The organism is Luteibacter sp. UNCMF366Tsu5.1, from assembly GCF_900119235.1.
Classification (GTDB): domain Bacteria; phylum Pseudomonadota; class Gammaproteobacteria; order Xanthomonadales; family Rhodanobacteraceae; genus Luteibacter; species Luteibacter flocculans.
The window spans coordinates 977,121-992,907 of the sequence record NZ_FPIS01000002.1 but is presented as its reverse complement, the minus strand read 5'-3'; the positions used below and the strand labels follow the sequence as shown (position 1 = coordinate 992,907).

Below are 15,787 nucleotides of genomic sequence, written 5' to 3'. Positions count from 1 at the left end.
AGTTGGGCGACAACAGCGGGAGGCGACTGCGCATGATAGCCGCCCCGGCCGCTGCCGTCCGCGAAACGCGACGCAGGCCACAGGTGGGCGATCCGTCGCGAGCCGCCCATGGCGTGCCCTGGGACGATCTGTTACAACGGCGTCCTGCGCCGCATGGGGAGCGCGACGGAGTCATCATGAAGACCTTCAAGCCTGTTCTTATCGCGATCGCGCTGGCGCTCGTGTCGGCCTCCATGGCCTCGTCCGCCGTCGCCGGAGACACGCTGCTCATGCAGCGCGTGCAGCAGGAGCAATCCATGAACCTGCCCCGCAAGGGCATGAGCATGGCCGAGGTGGAGCGGCGCTTCGGCCAGCCCACGGCGAAACTCGATGCACGTGGCGGCGGCAGCCGCAACCAGCCGGTGATCAACCGCTGGATGTACCCGGGCTACATCGTCTATTTCGAACGCAGCCACGTGATCCACACGGTGCTGAACACCCCGGCCGGTAACAACACCAGCCCCGCGAATCCAAGGTAGGCATCCGGGTTACTGCCTGCCCTGTGGGAGTCGCCCTGGAGGCGACAGGATCTTGCCGGTGGGAGCCAGCCTGCTGGCGATGGGGGCTTGCCTTGCTGCTACACCGCTTCGTTGGCTTATCGCCACCAGGGTGGCTCCCACCTTTGCTCCTCGCACCTTTGCTCCTTTGGGCTCCCACATTGTTCTTTGCCTCGCTGAAGCGGTTCCCCGCAGTCGGCTAGAATGGCGGGCTTCCCCTCTGTCGCCCCGCCGCCATGACCGAACCGACCTCTTACCGTCTGCCCGCCGAATGGGAACCGCAGGCGGGCGTGCTGATCGCCTGGCCCCATGCCGACACCGACTGGGCCGACCGCCTCGACGAGGTGGAGACCACCTATGTGGCCCTGGCGGCGGCTGTGACGCGCTTCGAGCCGCTGCATGTCATCGTTGCCGATGGCGCGCTGCGCGAGCGCGCCCGACTGGCGATCGAGCAGGCCGGCGCGGACATGTCGCGACTGCACTTCATTGAACTGCCGTACGACGACACCTGGCTGCGCGATTCCGGGCCGATCACCCTCACCGGCCCTGCGGGCGTGCTGCTCAACGATTACCGTTTCACTGGCTGGGGCGGCAAGTTCGGCGCGGAACGGGACGACGCGATCATCACCGGACTGCTCCAGCGCGGCGTACTGAGCGGCCTGCCGCACAAGCGCATCGACTGGGCGCTGGAAGGCGGCGGCATCGAGAGCGACGGGCGCGGCACGATCCTCACCACGTGGAAGTGCCTGCACCAGCGTCATCCGGATCTTTCCCGCGAGACGATGACCGACACGCTGGCGAGCACGCTGCATGCCGACCGCGTGCTGTGGCTCGAGCACGGCTACCTTGAAGGCGACGACACCGACGCCCACATCGATACGCTGGCGCGCTTTTCCGAGGACGGCGGCATCGTTTACCAGGCATGCGACGACGCCAGCGATCCGCATTTCGAGGAACTGGCCCAGATGGCCTCGGAGCTCGCAGAACTGCGTACGCCGGAAGGCGCGCGCTACGTGCTGCATCCGTTGCCCTGGGCGCAGCCGATCCTCGACGAAGGCAGGCGGCTCGCGGCGTCCTACGCGAACTACCTGATCGTCAATGGCGCCGTGCTGGTGCCCGCCTACGGCGACCGCGTGGACGCGGAAGCCGCCCGGATCATCGGGTTGGCCCATCCGGGCCGCGAGGTGGTCCAGGTACCGTGTCGTCCACTGATCTGGCAGAACGGCAGCCTGCATTGCATCACCATGCAGTTGCCCGCGGCGATTGCCGCCTGACTCACTTGCAAGCGCGGCGGGTGCCGCGCGAGGAACGTCCATGACCCGTAAGACCCTCAAGGTCGCCCTCCTCCAGGAAACCGATCGCGGCAGCCGCGACGCCAACCTCGACGCGATCGAGGCCGGCCTGCGCGAGGCGGCCAAGGCCGGTGCCGAACTCGTCCTGCTGCAGGAACTGCACAACGGCCCGTATTTCTGCCAGCACGAAAGCGTAGACGTGTTCGAGTTGGCCGAGACCATTCCCGGTCCGGGCACCGATCGCATCGGCGCGCTCGCCGAGGAACTGAAACTGGTGGTCGTCGCATCGATCTTCGAGAAGCGCGCCACGGGCCTGTACCACAACACCGCCGTCGTCTTCGATCGCTCGCGCGCCATCGCCGGCAAGTACCGGAAGATGCACATCCCCGACGACCCGGGCTTCTATGAGAAGTTCTACTTCACCCCGGGCGACCTCGGCTTCGAGCCCATCAGCACCTCCGTGGGCAAGCTCGGCGTGCTCGTGTGCTGGGACCAGTGGTACCCGGAAGCGGCGCGCTTGATGGCATTGGCCGGCGCGGACCTGCTGTTCTACCCCACCGCGATCGGCTGGGATCCGAGCGATAGCGACGATGAAAAGGCGCGCCAGCGCGAGGCTTGGATCACCGTGCAGCGCGGCCATGCCGTCGCCAACGGCCTGCCCCTGCTCGCGTGCAATCGCACGGGCTACGAGGCCGATCCCTCGAAGGTCGGTGGCGGCATCCAGTTCTGGGGTTCGAGCTTCGTCGCGGGGCCGCAGGGCGAATTTCTCGCGCAGGCCGGCACCGATGGCCGCGAACTGCTGCTGTGCGAGGTGGACATGGAGCGCAGCGAACACGTCCGCCGCATCTGGCCGTTCCTGCGCGATCGCCGCATCGACGCCTATGGCGACCTGACCAAGCGCTTTCGTGACTGACACGTCGCGGCATCGCGGCGTGCGGGCTCTGTCGCCCGTACGCCTTGTTTCATTCCCCTGCGCTGGAAACCCTGCATGCTCCCGGACGAGATGACCGCCCCCGACGTGACGGCCCTGGAAGGCCAACCGATCCAACGCATGGAGCGCGATGGCGTCCAGTACGTCATCCTCGGCACCGCGCATGTCTCGCGCGCCAGCGTCCAGGCCGTGAATGCCTTGCTGGCAAGCGAACACTTCGACGCCGTGGCGGTGGAGTTGTGTCCCAGTCGCGCACACGGCATCCGCGATCCCGAAGCGTTCAAGCAGATGGACCTGTTCCAGGTCATCCGCCAGGGAAAGGCAGGCATGGTGGCCGCCAGCCTCGTGCTCGGTTCGTTCCAGAAGCGCCTCGCCGCGCAATACGGCATCGAGCCCGGTGCAGAAATGAAGGCGGCCATGGACGGCGCGGATGCGCGCGGCGTTCCGGTATGGCTGGTGGATCGCGAGGTGGGCACGACGCTCAAGCGCGCGTGGCGCAGCGTGGGCTTCTTCCAGCGCTTCGGCCTCATGGCCGGCATGCTCGGCAGTGTGTTCGAGCGCGAGGACATCGCCGAGGAAGACATCGAAAAGCTGAAGCAGTCGGACCTGCTGGAAGGCGCATTCAGTGAATTCGCCAGCGGTTCCGCGCCGCTTTATCACGCGCTGATCGCCGAGCGTGACAGCTTCATGGCCGCGAAGCTCCGCGAGCACGGCGCCGCGATGGACCCCGCGGCGCCCAGCCGCAAGGTGCTCGTCGTGATCGGCGCCGGACACCTGAAAGGCATGAGCACTGAATTGGCGGAGCAGCACGACGATGCACGCGCTCTCACCGACGAACTCGCAACGACGCCACCTCCCGCGAAGTGGCCGAAGGTGCTTGCGGTCACCCTGGTGCTGGCGATCTTCGCGGCGATCGGCTACGCCTTCTACCGCAGCCCCAGCCTCGGCATCGACGCACTGAAGAACTGGATCTTGCTCACCGGCGGGCTTTCCGCGCTCGGCGCACTGATCGCCGGTGCGCACCCACTGTCGATTGCGGGCGCGTTCGTCGCTGGGCCCTTGAAGCCGTTCCGGCCGGGTATTCCCTCCGGCGCCGTGAGTGCCATGGCCGAAGCCTGGGTCCGTCGCCCGCGCGTGCTCGACTTCGAGCGCCTGCGCGACGACATCACCCACTGGACCGGCTGGTGGAAGAACCGCGTCGCGCGCACGCTGCTCAACTTCTTCCTGGTCAGCATGGGCACCATTGCCGGCGAGTACATCGCGGGCGTCCACATCATCCGCAGCCTCTTCTGACCCCCGGGCCGGCGCCGATCCACTGCGGTTGTCCGCTGTCGCGACCCGCCTCTATACTTCGACGGCTATTCAACCCCGGCCCCGCCCGGCACCCAGGGAACACTTAATGAAGCGTCTGCATCTGGTTGGACTGATCGCTGTAGCTCTGTGCGCCGCATCCGCCGCGCATGCCGAAGGGGACAAAGCCAGGGGCCGGACGCTGGTCTATACCTGCAATGGGTGCCATGGCGTGCCGGGCTACGCCAATGCGTACCCCGATTACCACGTGCCGCACATCGCGGGTCAGAACGAGCAGTACATCGTCAACGCGCTGAAGGCCTACAAGAGCGGCGAGCGCAAGCACCCGACGATGGGCGCCCAGGCGCAAAGCATGTCCGACCAGGAAATCGCGGATATCGCCGCCTACCTTTCCAGTCTCGCCAAGTAAGTCGCCGAGGACGAACGATGACCCGTGGGTTTTCCCTGATTGCCATCGGCGCGCTCTTCGCGCTGACCGCCACCCCGTCCTTCGCTGCCGGCGATCCCGCACGCGGCAAGACCAAGGTCGCCACCTGCGTCGCGTGCCACGGGCAGGACGGCAACGCCGTCGACCCGCAGTACCCGCGTCTGGCCGGCCAGTACAGCGACTATCTCGCGCAGGCCCTGCACGAATACAAGGACGGCCGCCGCGACAACGCCATCATGAAGGGCTTCGCCTCCACGCTGTCCGATCAGGACATCGACGACATCTCGGCGTACTTCGGGTCGCTGCCGACGAAGCTGCAGGGTTTGGAGCATCACATCCAAGGCGACTGAGCCTGTGGGAGGCGCCATGGCGGCGAAAAGCCAACGAAGCGCATGTGGGAGCCGCTATAGCGGCGAGAAGCCAACGAAGCGGTGTAGCGGCAAGGCAACAAGCTCCCATCGCCACCAGGCTGGCTCCCACCAGCAGGTTCCCATCGCCCAGATCACCGACCCTTAGGGCAACCTGCCCTCGCCGCTGTAGCGGCTCCTACAACGGGGCATGGTCCACAGGAACGAATCATCCGCCACGCGGGCGACTAACCCGCCGCGCGGGCGAAGTACGGCTTGTCGCCGGTGTCGTGGTCGGTGGCATCGCGCACCTCGGTGACTTCCGGAATGCGCTCGCGCAAGGTCTTCTCGACGCCGTTCTTCAAGGTGACGTCGACCATGCCGCACCCGTGGCACCCGCCGCCGAAGCGCAGCACCACCACGCCATCGGACGTGACTTCCACCAACGAAATGCGACCGCCGTGCGAAGCGATCTGCGGTGCAATTTCCGACGCGAGCACGAACTGCACGCGCTCGACCAGGCCCGCACCTTCGCCGGGCGCCTCGCCCTTGATCCGCGGTGCGCGGATATTGAGCTGGCTGCCGGTGGGCGTGGTTTCGTAGTCGATGTTCGCGGGATCCAGCCAGCGCATGCTCTCGCCATCGACGTAGAGGTTGAAGCCCTCGCATTCCACGGTCCATTCGTCGCCGGAAAGTTCGGCGCGCGAGCAGAACTCGAGTTCGCACTGAGCGGAAGGCGTGCCCGCATCCACGACGCGCAGGCGGATGCCGAGGTCGTCGTCGCCTTGCTGCGACAGCAGCCGCAGGAAATGCGCCTGTGCGCGCTCCGAGATATCGATCATGTGGGCTCCGAAACAGGTCCGGCCGGGGAACGCCGAAAACAGCACCATTTTAGTACGCTTTCGACGTGGGCGCCGCCTTTTGACAATTCAACCGCGGGCGGGCGACGCTTCGCGCTTTATCCGGACGGACACCCGACGATGACCCTCTCCCCGCTCGCCACCCAGCACTGCCAACCGCGCAAGGGCTCGGAGCACGCGCTCGATCGCGCCGCCATCGACGGCCATCTCGCCCACCTGGCCGGCTGGACGGTGAGCGCCGACGGCAAGGCCATCGTGAAGGATTTCCGCTTCCCCGACTTTCACCACACCCTCGGTTTCATCAACGCCGTGGGCTTCATGGCCAATCAGGAAGACCATCACCCGGACCTCGAAGCCGGGTATGGCCATTGCCAGGTGCTGTGGTCGACTCACGACGTGGGGGGGCTTTCGCTGAACGATTTCATCTGCGCCGCACGCGTCGAGGCCTTGCTGGATCGCTGACGTGACGTCGCGGGGTTCCCGCTGGACGCTGCTGGCGGCGACCCTCGTGGGTCTTGCGATGCTGCTCGCCCTGCCCCGATGGGCGGCCCTGGTCGTTCGAGATGGCATCGCGACAAGCAGCGCGGCGGAGCGCGCCGCGTATGCGTCTGGCGGATCGCCTTGGTCGTGGCGGTTTCGCGAACCCGACGACATCGTCGCTGGCCGGGTTTTCGGTCAAGGTGCTCTTGAGTCCCGCGACGACGGCCTTGTGGTCAGGGCGGTGGACGGCTCGCCGTTCCAGATCGGCCTGCCTTTGACCCGCCCCACGGATCTCGGTCGCCTCGATACGCTCGTGCTGGGGGCCCGTGCAAGCGCCGTGGGAACCTATGGCGTGAGCGTCAGGGAAACGCTGGCAGGCCCCCTCGTCAAGTCGAACCTCGGCGTGCTGACGCCTGACCGCCTCGCCGCACCGCTGCGACTGAGGGATCTGGCCTGGACCGATGCCCTCGGCCACGCCGCCGCCTACCCCATGCGAGCGGCCATGCTGCGGATCGACGTCGTGCTTCCCGCTGGCGCCACGCTGGTGCTCGATCGCGCCGAACTTCGCCCACCGTCCGGCGCCATCGAACCGCCAACGGACGCCTTGCCGGCCGGGCTGTCCGCCGAAGGTCTGCTCGCCTGGCGCGACAATCTCCGCGCCGCGGACCCGCTGGTGACCTTCGGGAATGCATCGCTCTCGCCGGTGCAGCCACCGTGGCGAGCCTGGCTGCCGTCGGCGGTCTACCTGCTGCTGCTCGTCGTGATGGCGCTCGCAACACTGAGAAGCCGACGCCCCTATGCGGTGAAGCCCATTCCGACTACGGGGCTTTTCGGTCTTGGCCCCCGACTGACGGACGTGCTGCACGCCAGCCTCGTCGTGGCTGGGCCTGTGTGGTTCATCGCCAGCCTCGACTTCGGCGTGCGGGTCGCACCGGAACGGGTTGCCTTGTTCGCGGGTGGCGTGGGTTACGCGATCTTCCTTGCGCTTTCCCGGCGCCTGCCGCCGCGGCGCTGGCTCGCGCGCGGAAGCGGAACCGCCTGGCCGTTCGCCGCCGTGGCCGTCGCGCTGGGGCTGGCCTTGTTTGCAGGGCATAAGCCAAGCTGGCCGTCGTTCGGACACCTGGCCGCGTACGTCGCCTGGGCCACGTTCCAGCAATGGTTGCTACTGGCGGTGGTGGGCGGCCTGCTGGCGCGAGCGCTATCACGGCCCTGGGCCGTGCTCCTGACGGCCTTTGCCTTCGCGCTCCTGCACACACCCAATGGCCTGCTCATGCAGCTTTGCTTCGTCGCGGAACTCGGCTGGGCGTGGTGGTATCTCCACCACCGGTCGCTGCTGCCCGTCGCCGTCGCGCACGCCGCAAGCGCGGTCGTGCTGCAAGCTGGCCTGGCCGGAGGACTGCTGCGATCGCTCGAAGTCAGCGCCCGGTTCCTGACCTGAACGATCAACCGCGCAGATTGTCGAGAAAAACCTTCAGATCGTCGGGCAACGGCACCGAAAAATCGTAATTGCGACCACCGAGGTCGAAGCTCATCCTCGACGCATGCAGGAACATGCGCTTCAAGCCTTTGGCGCGGAAGCGCTTGTTGGCTTCCTCGTCGCCGTATTTCGGATCGCCAGCGAGCGGATGCCCGATGTATTGCGCGTGCACACGGATCTGGTGGGTGCGACCGGTACCCAGGGTGGCCTGCATGAGGCGGGCTCCGGGGTATTGCTCCAGTTCCTGAAAGAAGGTGAGCGAGGGCTTGCCGGCATCGTCCACTCGGACGATGCGTTCGCCACCGTGAAGCACCGATTTGAGCAGCGGCGCATTCACGTCGAACTTCGCCTTGCGCGGGGTGCCGGTCATCAGGCACAGGTACTGCTTGGTGACCTGGTTCTCACGGATGAGAGCCTGCAGCCCCGTCAGTCCCGGCCGCGAACGCGCCAGGACGAGGACACCACTGGTGTCGCGATCCAGCCGGTGGACCAGCTCGAGGTGCTCGTTGGGACGGGCCGCCCGAAGCAGCTCGATGGCGCCGTGGCTGACGCCGCTGCCGCCATGGGCTGCGATGCCAACCGGCTTGTCGATCACCAGGAAGTGCTTGTCCTCGAAGATCACGGCGTCGGCGACGGCCTTGACCATGCCCGAGGGCGCCACGCCCTCTTCCCGCTCCGCGACGCGGACCGGCGGGATGCGCAAGATATCGCCATCCGCCAGCCGGGTTTCCGGCTTGGCGCGCTTGCCGTTGATGCGCACCTGCCCCGTTCTCAGCAGGCGATAGACCAGGCTGCGCGGCACCCCCTTCAAGAGGGTCATGAGGGCGTTGTCCACGCGCTGGCCATCCCTCTCGGGACCGATGTCGACCAGCCGTACACCTTGGCCGCTGTCGAGGGAAGTTGCCGTCTGCATTGATAAAACTCGAATTTGATAGGATACTCGCCGAGCGCCAGGCTCCGCTGAAGACTCATCTCTCGCGGGGTGCCGGTGCCGCCACGTAAGGCGAGTGCCGCGCCATTTCGTCCGAGGGGGCGAAAGGCGAAGACACCCCACATCGTAGCGGTTCGGGTTGCGGTTGTCCGGCTAATCCGTAGGGACGCGGACCGGTTGCAAGGCGCTTATTCACGAATCACGCCGGGTCCAGGTATCGGTCCCGGATCCCATGCCGCTTGAAGCCTCACCGCTGCGGCGCGATCCCCGGCAGGCCGCCACTTGGCGCCACCGCGGCGCGCGGCCGCGCGGCAAGGCCGAGGAACCCACAATGAAGCGTATGTTGATCAACGCGACTCAGCGCGAAGAGTTGCGTGTGGCCATCGTCGATGGTCAGAACCTGTACGACCTCGATATCGAAATCCCGTCCCGGGAACAGAAGAAAGCCAACATCTACAAGGGCCGCATCACCCGCGTCGAGCCCTCCCTCGAAGCCTGTTTCGTCGACTACGGCGCCGAACGCCACGGCTTCCTCCCCCTGAAGGAAGTAGCCCGCGAGTACTTCAACCCGAACGCGGAAGGCAAATCCAACATCCGTGAGCTGTTGAAGGAAGGCCAGGAAATCATCGTCCAGGTCGAGAAGGAAGAACGCGGCAACAAGGGCGCCGCCCTCACCACGTTCATCAGCCTGGCCGGCCGCTACATGGTGCTGATGCCGAACAACCCCCGTGCCGGCGGCGTCTCGCGCCGCATCGAGGGCGAGGATCGGCAGGCGCTCAAGGAAGCGATGGAGCACCTTCAGGTGCCCGACGAGATGGGCCTTATCGTGCGTACTGCCGGCATGGGCCGCGACGCCGAGGAACTCCAGTGGGATCTCGATTACCTGCTGCAGCTCTGGAAGTCGATTTCCTCTGCCGCCAACTCGCAGAAGGCGCCGTTCCTGATCTATCAGGAGTCGAAGCTGTTCATCCGCGCCCTGCGTGACTACCTGCGCAACGACATCGGCGAAATCCTGATCGACGAGGAGTCGCTGTTCAACGACGCCCGCGATTTCGTGCAGCAGGTGATGCCGAACAACCTGCGCAAGCTCAAGCTGTACCAGGACCCCACCCCGCTGTTCTCGCGCTACCAGATCGAAACCCAGATCGAGAGCATCTTCGAGCGGAACGTCCGCCTGCCGTCCGGTGGCTCGATCGTCATCGACCAGACCGAAGCGCTGACCGCCATCGACATCAACTCGTCGAAGGCCACCAAGGGCAGCGACATCGAGGAAACGGCGTTCAACACCAACCTCGAAGCGGCGACGGAAATCGCCCGCCAGTTGCGCATCCGCGACGCCGGCGGCCTGATCGTCATCGATTTCATCGACATGGACAGCCCGCGCCACCAGCGCGAAGTGGAAGAGCGCCTGAAAGAGGCCCTCAAGGCCGACCGTGCGCGCGTCCAGATCGGCCGCATCTCCCGCTTCGGCCTGCTCGAAATGTCGCGTCAACGCCTGCGCCCGAGCCTGGGTGAGGCCACGCAGATCGTGTGCCCGCGTTGCGAAGGTCACGGCCACATCCGCAGCGTGGAATCGCTGGCGCTGTCGACCCTGCGCCTGATCGAAGAGCACGCGATGAAGGAAAACACCGGGCAGGTCCTGGTGCAGGCGCCGCCTTCGGTCGCCAACTTCATGCTCAACGAAAAGCGCGCCAGCATCGTCGAGATCGAGCTTCGCCACAGCGTCCACGTCGTGGTCGTGGCCGACGACAAACTGGAAACGCCGCACCTGGAGATCACCCGTATCCGCGAAGCGGACATGGGCGAGCACAGCAAGCCCAGCTATGAGCGCACCACCCCGGCCATCGCCACGGCGCTGCCGAAGATGGGCCAGGCCCTGGGCAGCGGCGAGCAGCCGTTGGTGACCGGCGTGGTTCCGTCCACGCCCGCGCCGCTGCGCGACGACGACAACGAAACCGTGGTTGCGCCGGCACCGTCTCGCACGGCGGCTCCCGCTCCGGCAGCGGCTCCGTCCGGCGGTGGGTTCTTCTCCCGCCTGTTCGGTAGCCTGTTCGGCGGCGGTACGCCGGCCGCACCGGTCGCTCAGCCTGCCGCCCCCACCCGCCGTGATGAAAACCGCCAGGGTGGCCGTAACGACCGCAACGAGCGCAATGGTCGCCGCGACGAGCGTCGTGGCAACGAAGGCCGCGGCAAGGGCGGCGAGCAGCGCGCGCAGCAGGGCCAGCGCAAGGACAACACGCAGCAGCAGGCCCGCGGCCAGCAGCCGAAGGGTGGCAACAAGCAGCAGGGCCGCGGCGAACAGGGTCAGGGCCGCCAGAACGACGAAAAGCAGCAGGGTCGGCAGAAGGATCCGCAGGCACAGGGCGGTCGCCAGCCCCGCCAGGAGCAGGCCGCGCAGGGTGAGAACCGTCGCCAGCAGCAGCCCCGTGGCGAGCGCCAGCCGCAGGGCGAGAAGGCCGACAAGGCCGTAGCGAATACGGCCGCCGTCGCAGCCGGCACCGCGCCGATCGTTGCACCGGCACCCCGCGCACCGTCCGAGAAGCCTGCCGCCCCCGCCGTGAAGCCCGAGGACGCCACGTTGGCGGTCACCGAGGCATCGTTGGCCGATGCCGAGGCCATGATCGCTGCGGACGCGAGCGCCACCCCGGGTACGGACGGCGCGAAGGACAAGGACACGGAAGGCGGCCAGCGTCGTCGCCGCGGTCGTCGTGGCGGCCGCCGCCGCCGTCGCCAGGAAGACGGTGCCGCAGCTGGCACCATGGCGGAAGGCAGCAACACTGCCGACGATCTGGACGACGAGGACGGTGAGGACGATGCATCCGTCGACACCGGCCGCGACAGCCCGAGCGTCCCGCCGATGCTGGACACCGCCGCCGCTGCCGAGAACGCCTTCGCGGTCGAGGCCCCGGTCGGCGTCATGGCAACCCAGCCCGGCGAGCCTGCCGACGACGAGGCCGTACCCTCGGCACTGACGCTGCCCTCCTTGCCCAAGCTCCCGCCGATTCCCGGTACCAGCGCCTCCACGACGTCGCATGCGGTGACGGCGGAAGCGACCACGCCCGCGGATTCGGCCGATAGCCGCACCACGGAACGCCGCCAGACGGAATCCGATGCGCCGTTGAAGAGCGCACCGGTCAGTGGCTCGGCACCCGTGCCGGCAGCGACGCCGACCCGCGTCGCCCACGCGGAAGTAAAGGCACCCGAGGCACCCGCCGCCGAACCGATCGCTGAGGCGAAGCACGAGCCCGTCGTGATCGCCGCGACCACGTCGGCGGTTGCGCCTGCGGCAGCCGAGGCTGAACAGGCTCCCAAGGAGGCCACGACGGAAGTGGTGTCCTCGCTCGACACGCCCGCCCGCGGTCTGTTGCCGGAAGCCACCGATAGCCCGAGCAGCGACGATAACGCCAAGGCGGCGCGTCAGCAGGTCGAGCCTGTCGTCGCCCCGTCGCCAGTAGCCTCACCGGTAAGCTCCTCCGTAGCGCAGACCTCTGCGTCCGAAGCCCTCCCGGCGTCGGCCCCTGCGTCCTCGTCTGCCGAGACTTCGACGGCGGCGGGCGAGGATGCCGACGAGACGGCGGCATCTGCCACGTCCGCACCCAAGTCGACGCCTGCGTCGGCGCCGGTCACGCCGAAGTCGCCGGACGCGTCCAACGTCTCGCCGGTCTCGCACGTCGAGGCGGCCAAGCCGGCGTCCACCCCCGCCCAGGGCGACCTGCTCACCCGCCCTCGCCAAGAACCGCACGGCGAGCAGTGAGACGAGACCAAGGCATCGATTTGAGAAGAGTTTCAGGCTCTTCTCAAGTCAGCATGCCGCGGCACACAAACGAGTCAAAAAAACGCCGGGTTAGCCCGGCGTTTTTTTGTTCTTCTTCTCGCGTTATCGATCCGTCAATTGCCGACCTGATGGTTATGCGTGTCCAGCAGGCCGTGGACCGTCATGAGATGAGCAAGGCCCACCACGTGCTCGACGTGAAGCTTCTCCATCAACCGCTGCTTGTAGGTCGAGACGGTCTTCGGGCTGAGATTGAGCCGCTCGCCGATCGAAGTCAGCGGCATGCCGCGGACCAGCATCATCGAAACTTCCATCTCGCGCGTGGACAACGTATCGAACGGGGAATCCGAGCCATCGAGCGTGGCGAGCGCCAACTGCTGCGCCACCGTCGGCGCCAGATAACGGCGTCCCGATGCCACCTGGCGCACCGCACTAAGCAATTCGTCTGCCGAACACCCCTTCGTGAGGTATCCCAGCGCACCGGCATCGAGCAGACGCTTCGGAAACCGCGCATCGTCGACAACGGTGAGAATGACGATATTCGTGCGCAATTTCGCACGAATGATGCGCTCGGTAAGCTCCACGCCGCTCATTCCGGGCATGTGGACATCGACGAGCGCGATGTCCGGTGAATGCGAGCGAATCAGGCGCAGGCCCTCCTCCGCTGAGCTCGCCTCTCCCCTGATCCGGATATCGGCCTGCTGTTGCAGGATCATCCGAAAGCCGGTCCTGACCAGTTCATGGTCGTCGACCAATACGACATTAATCATCAAGTGCCCTCCCTGGGCCGACTGTTCTAGGCGCACGGTAAACCGGCGCCGCCTGCGAATGCATACAATGCCAGATGTGCAGGCGAGACAACCAGCGTGCGGGTATCATCGTGGCCCGGCGCCTCGTTATGTAGCGGTATTTCCGTGGCGCGCGAGGTGACAAGGCCGGATGATCATGTCATCGTCGGCCGCAATCCCGCGTAGGCGATGCCCTAGCGGTTCGAACGCGCGTCGCGATGCATCGCTGCCGCGCACAGGAATCACGGCCGCCGTTCAGGCGACCCCAGTCAAGGACCATGCAAGGACACATCATGGATGACCGCACCTATCTCCTCGGAAAGCTCGCGGCGCTCGAATCGGCACTCGAGGCCGCCATTTCGACGCATCCCGAACCCGCAATCCTTGCGGCCGCGCTTTCGAAGGCCATGGCGAGCTATATGCCGGAACGCCGTCCTCGCGACATTCGATCGTTCGCTGAAGGATGGATGGCGATCGTGACACCGCTGTTGACGGACCAGGCAACTCAGGCGGAAACGCCTGTACGTATTGGCCTTCCGCCCCCGTCTGTTGCTGGCGTTGGTCGAAAGAACACGGCTCACTGAGGCTACGCTCTTCTCACATCGCGACGACGTCATCGTCAGTCGATGACCGCCATCGTAAATCCTCCACTGAGAGGAGATATCGCATGGCCAATGAGAAAAACCGCCCGCCGCAGCATCCGGGTCAGAACGATCCGCCGAAAGATCGCCGCGGTCCGACGGAACAGCCACCGACCGATGCGTCCGGCGATCCGCTGGACGATACCGGCGAGGACAATCACCAGAAGAAGTGATTTATCGCGGCAAGCCCGCTCTGACTCGTCGCGCCGCCCTCGCGGCGGCGCCCTTCCGGAGCAACACGATGCCGGCGAGTATCAGGATCGCCGGGCCCCATCGCCCACCGGCCGCCTTGGCGAGAAGCTGTCCAGCTGCCAGCGCGCCTATGGTGCTGGTATGTGAACTCGATGAAGTCGTAGCCATAACGTCCTCCCCAAAACTCCGCGATTCGCCAAGGCTCTTCGCTGCCGCATCGGAACGGCGTGAAGTCCTCAGCTAGATCGTCTGCACATGGCCGCCGGACTATAATGACCGCGCTGCAACCGCGACATCATCATGCCCAAGACTCTCTACGATAGCCTTCCCTGGATAGCACTCGCCTTGGCAGTTGCGGTAGGTGTGGCGTACTACGCGACGCGGCCCAAACCGGAAACCTACGAGACCTGCCTCACCCGGCTCGCTCGCAGCGGCGACAGCGATGCGGACCGCGCGCTGAATCGAGCCGCCTGCGCCGCAAAGGTAGGTGCGCCTCACCCCGCTTCTACCGCGCGATAACGACGATCGCGGAACTCGCCATTATCCGGCGAGGATGACTCAACGGCGTGCGGCGGGGCGTGCCCCGTCGATTCCGCGCTCATCGAGCGCACGACGCACGTCGTCTGCCATCACCCCGACTTCTGCGACCACCTCACGCAGCCGCGCCTCCGACACGCCGAGCGCTCCGGTCCAATAGCTGACTTCATACGGCTCATGCACATTGATCCGCTGCGCATCAGCAGGCCCGCGCTCGCTTTTGTCGTCACTCATAAGCCTCTCCTCGATTGCACGTTCAGCCTGGACCGAAATGCGTGGAGCGCGGGTCAAGATTTACCTTGAAACGCGTGCAGGTCCTGAAAGCAGATTCCGCGCAGGAAAGACGATGGGCCCTCAGACATTTGCCTTGGCGCGAGGCTTCAAACGAAAACTGATGCCCATGCGATTGATGGCGTTCATGGCGGCAATCGTGAGCGTGAGGTCTACCAGATCCTTCTCGCTGAATATCGCGGACGCTTTCGCGTAGGCCTCGTCGGAAGCGTGCGTCTCACTGACTTCAGTAACCTCTTCGGCCCACGCGAGGGCCGCTCGCTCCTGCTCCGTGAACAGGTGGGTGACCTCGTGCCAGACGGGTACGAGCACGACGGTGTCCACTGACATACCGGTCTTGATGAGATCTCGCGTGTGGAGGTCGATGCAGTGAGCGCACCCATTGATCTGCGAAACACGCAGGAACACCAGATGGACCAGCTTCGGCGGCAGCGCAGTGCCTGTCGTTACGAAGTGGTGCAAGCCGGTCAATGCCTTGGCGCCTTCGGGAGAGGCGGTAAACCAGTTAGCGCGATTCATGTCGAGAGCCCTTTGATCGTCCAGACGATGACCGACAACGTGTCGGTCGCTAATGCCTAGACGTTTGGGTCGCTTGCTCTGTGACACAGCACGACAATTCCGATGGGCCTGTCGACAGACCGTCAGATCAATAGTCGGCGCTCGAATAAGCCCCCAAGGGCGCTCGTAGATGACGATATATCCGCCACATCAGCGGATCGCATTCGCAGACCTGAGTGGTGCAATCCACGCTACGCCTACTGGTAAGCGCCCCCCCCCAGAAGGCCTTACTGGGAACGATTAATGTGCACCCGCCAGGTAGCCTGGGTAGGCGACTCCTATAGTGCGAATGGTGGCTCGATCGAGCGCACGCTCACGCGTCTTTCGAACCCAAGGGCACTACTGCGCGCTCTCCCCTCTTCTCCGCGGTATCGACGCGCCGAACCGGAGGGCGCGGTTGCGACGGTGACGTGCGG

Annotated in this window: 17 protein-coding genes; 12 read left to right on the top strand and 5 right to left on the bottom strand. The window is 65.8% G+C overall.

Annotation, left to right across the window (positions count from 1 at the left end):
* Positions 1-176 precede the first annotated feature (176 nt).
* The 6 genes from BT115_RS13595 to BT115_RS13570 all read left to right on the top strand — a co-directional run bounded on the left by BT115_RS13595 (position 177) and on the right by BT115_RS13570 (position 4,847).
* Entirely contained in the window at positions 177-518 is a 342-nt protein-coding gene (locus BT115_RS13595) for a hypothetical protein (protein WP_072323094.1), read from the top strand.
* A 254-nt stretch (positions 519-772) separates the two neighbouring features.
* Positions 773-1,810, top strand: a complete 1,038-nt coding sequence (locus BT115_RS13590) for an agmatine deiminase family protein (protein ID WP_072323093.1) — start codon at positions 773-775, stop codon at positions 1,808-1,810.
* Positions 1,811-1,850: 40 nt separating this feature from the next.
* Positions 1,851-2,741 (top strand): carbon-nitrogen hydrolase, encoded by an 891-nt coding sequence (locus BT115_RS13585; protein WP_072323092.1) that lies wholly within the window; start codon positions 1,851-1,853, stop codon positions 2,739-2,741.
* Positions 2,742-2,816: 75 nt separating this feature from the next.
* Positions 2,817-4,052 (top strand): TraB/GumN family protein, encoded by a 1,236-nt coding sequence (locus tag BT115_RS13580; RefSeq protein WP_255369423.1) that lies wholly within the window; start codon positions 2,817-2,819, stop codon positions 4,050-4,052.
* A 106-nt stretch (positions 4,053-4,158) separates the two neighbouring features.
* Positions 4,159-4,479 carry a c-type cytochrome gene (locus BT115_RS13575; protein WP_072323091.1) on the top strand — a complete coding sequence of 107 codons (321 nt, stop codon included), beginning with the start codon at positions 4,159-4,161 and terminating at the stop codon, positions 4,477-4,479.
* Between the two features lie 17 nt (positions 4,480-4,496).
* On the top strand, positions 4,497-4,847 hold the full coding sequence (locus tag BT115_RS13570; RefSeq protein WP_072323090.1) for a c-type cytochrome: 351 nt from the start codon (positions 4,497-4,499) through the stop codon (positions 4,845-4,847).
* Between the two features lie 245 nt (positions 4,848-5,092).
* On the opposite strand, the gene BT115_RS13565 is transcribed toward BT115_RS13570, so the two are convergent.
* A complete protein-coding gene (locus tag BT115_RS13565) occupies positions 5,093-5,686 on the bottom strand; it encodes an NfuA family Fe-S biogenesis protein (RefSeq protein ID WP_072323089.1) in 594 nt (197 codons plus the stop codon).
* Positions 5,687-5,824: 138 nt separating this feature from the next.
* On the opposite strand from BT115_RS13565, the gene BT115_RS13560 reads away from it, so the two are divergent.
* The gene (locus BT115_RS13560; RefSeq protein WP_072323088.1) at positions 5,825-6,166 is read left to right on the top strand and encodes a 4a-hydroxytetrahydrobiopterin dehydratase; all 342 of its coding nucleotides are present in this window, start codon (positions 5,825-5,827) and stop codon (positions 6,164-6,166) included.
* A 1-nt stretch (position 6,167) separates the two neighbouring features.
* Positions 6,168-7,622 (top strand): CPBP family intramembrane glutamic endopeptidase, encoded by a 1,455-nt coding sequence (locus tag BT115_RS13555; RefSeq protein ID WP_072323087.1) that lies wholly within the window; start codon positions 6,168-6,170, stop codon positions 7,620-7,622.
* A gap of 4 nt (positions 7,623-7,626) precedes the next feature.
* Here the strand turns inward: BT115_RS13555 and BT115_RS13550 are convergent, their stop codons facing one another.
* Positions 7,627-8,481 (bottom strand): RluA family pseudouridine synthase, encoded by an 855-nt coding sequence (locus BT115_RS13550; protein WP_255369436.1) that lies wholly within the window; start codon positions 8,479-8,481, stop codon positions 7,627-7,629.
* Between the two features lie 442 nt (positions 8,482-8,923).
* Here BT115_RS13550 and BT115_RS13545 point away from each other — a divergent pair, with 442 nt between their 5' ends.
* Positions 8,924-12,346, top strand: a complete 3,423-nt coding sequence (locus BT115_RS13545; protein ID WP_083527484.1) for an Rne/Rng family ribonuclease — start codon at positions 8,924-8,926, stop codon at positions 12,344-12,346.
* A 134-nt stretch (positions 12,347-12,480) separates the two neighbouring features.
* Here BT115_RS13545 and BT115_RS13540 read toward each other — a convergent pair whose 3' ends face one another.
* A complete protein-coding gene (locus tag BT115_RS13540) occupies positions 12,481-13,134 on the bottom strand; it encodes a response regulator (protein WP_072323084.1) in 654 nt (217 codons plus the stop codon).
* Positions 13,135-13,445: 311 nt separating this feature from the next.
* Between BT115_RS13540 and BT115_RS13535 the strand changes: the two genes are divergently transcribed.
* The 3 genes from BT115_RS13535 (at position 13,446) to BT115_RS18475 (ending at position 14,504) form a co-directional block, all read left to right on the top strand.
* Positions 13,446-13,736 carry a hypothetical protein gene (locus BT115_RS13535; protein WP_072323083.1) on the top strand — a complete coding sequence of 97 codons (291 nt, stop codon included), beginning with the start codon at positions 13,446-13,448 and terminating at the stop codon, positions 13,734-13,736.
* 83 nt (positions 13,737-13,819) lie between these two features.
* Positions 13,820-13,966: a hypothetical protein gene (locus tag BT115_RS18670; RefSeq protein ID WP_177257417.1), complete on the top strand. Its 147-nt coding sequence runs from the start codon at positions 13,820-13,822 to the stop codon at positions 13,964-13,966.
* Positions 13,967-14,285: 319 nt separating this feature from the next.
* The gene (locus tag BT115_RS18475) at positions 14,286-14,504 is read left to right on the top strand and encodes a hypothetical protein (protein ID WP_143144561.1); all 219 of its coding nucleotides are present in this window, start codon (positions 14,286-14,288) and stop codon (positions 14,502-14,504) included.
* Positions 14,505-14,543: 39 nt separating this feature from the next.
* Here the strand turns inward: BT115_RS18475 and BT115_RS13530 are convergent, their stop codons facing one another.
* A complete protein-coding gene (locus tag BT115_RS13530; RefSeq protein WP_072323082.1) occupies positions 14,544-14,756 on the bottom strand; it encodes a DUF3606 domain-containing protein in 213 nt (70 codons plus the stop codon).
* Positions 14,757-14,876: 120 nt separating this feature from the next.
* Entirely contained in the window at positions 14,877-15,332 is a 456-nt protein-coding gene (locus BT115_RS13525; RefSeq protein WP_072323081.1) for a carboxymuconolactone decarboxylase family protein, read from the bottom strand.
* Positions 15,333-15,787 lie beyond the last annotated feature (455 nt).

Coding starts and splice junctions, on each gene's coding strand:
- BT115_RS13595 (WP_072323094.1), top strand. CDS start 177: ATGAAGACCTTCAAGCCTGTTCTTATCGCGATCGCGCTGGCGCTCGTG.
- BT115_RS13590 (WP_072323093.1), top strand. CDS start 773: ATGACCGAACCGACCTCTTACCGTCTGCCCGCCGAATGGGAACCGCAG.
- BT115_RS13585 (WP_072323092.1), top strand. CDS start 1,851: ATGACCCGTAAGACCCTCAAGGTCGCCCTCCTCCAGGAAACCGATCGC.
- BT115_RS13580 (WP_255369423.1), top strand. CDS start 2,817: ATGCTCCCGGACGAGATGACCGCCCCCGACGTGACGGCCCTGGAAGGC.
- BT115_RS13575 (WP_072323091.1), top strand. CDS start 4,159: ATGAAGCGTCTGCATCTGGTTGGACTGATCGCTGTAGCTCTGTGCGCC.
- BT115_RS13570 (WP_072323090.1), top strand. CDS start 4,497: ATGACCCGTGGGTTTTCCCTGATTGCCATCGGCGCGCTCTTCGCGCTG.
- BT115_RS13565 (WP_072323089.1), bottom strand. CDS start 5,686: ATGATCGATATCTCGGAGCGCGCACAGGCGCATTTCCTGCGGCTGCTG.
- BT115_RS13560 (WP_072323088.1), top strand. CDS start 5,825: ATGACCCTCTCCCCGCTCGCCACCCAGCACTGCCAACCGCGCAAGGGC.
- BT115_RS13550 (WP_255369436.1), bottom strand. CDS start 8,481: ATGACCCTCTTGAAGGGGGTGCCGCGCAGCCTGGTCTATCGCCTGCTG.
- BT115_RS13545 (WP_083527484.1), top strand. CDS start 8,924: ATGAAGCGTATGTTGATCAACGCGACTCAGCGCGAAGAGTTGCGTGTG.
- BT115_RS13540 (WP_072323084.1), bottom strand. CDS start 13,134: ATGATTAATGTCGTATTGGTCGACGACCATGAACTGGTCAGGACCGGC.
- BT115_RS13535 (WP_072323083.1), top strand. CDS start 13,446: ATGGATGACCGCACCTATCTCCTCGGAAAGCTCGCGGCGCTCGAATCG.
- BT115_RS18670 (WP_177257417.1), top strand. CDS start 13,820: ATGGCCAATGAGAAAAACCGCCCGCCGCAGCATCCGGGTCAGAACGAT.
- BT115_RS18475 (WP_143144561.1), top strand. CDS start 14,286: ATGCCCAAGACTCTCTACGATAGCCTTCCCTGGATAGCACTCGCCTTG.
- BT115_RS13530 (WP_072323082.1), bottom strand. CDS start 14,756: ATGAGTGACGACAAAAGCGAGCGCGGGCCTGCTGATGCGCAGCGGATC.
- BT115_RS13525 (WP_072323081.1), bottom strand. CDS start 15,332: ATGAATCGCGCTAACTGGTTTACCGCCTCTCCCGAAGGCGCCAAGGCA.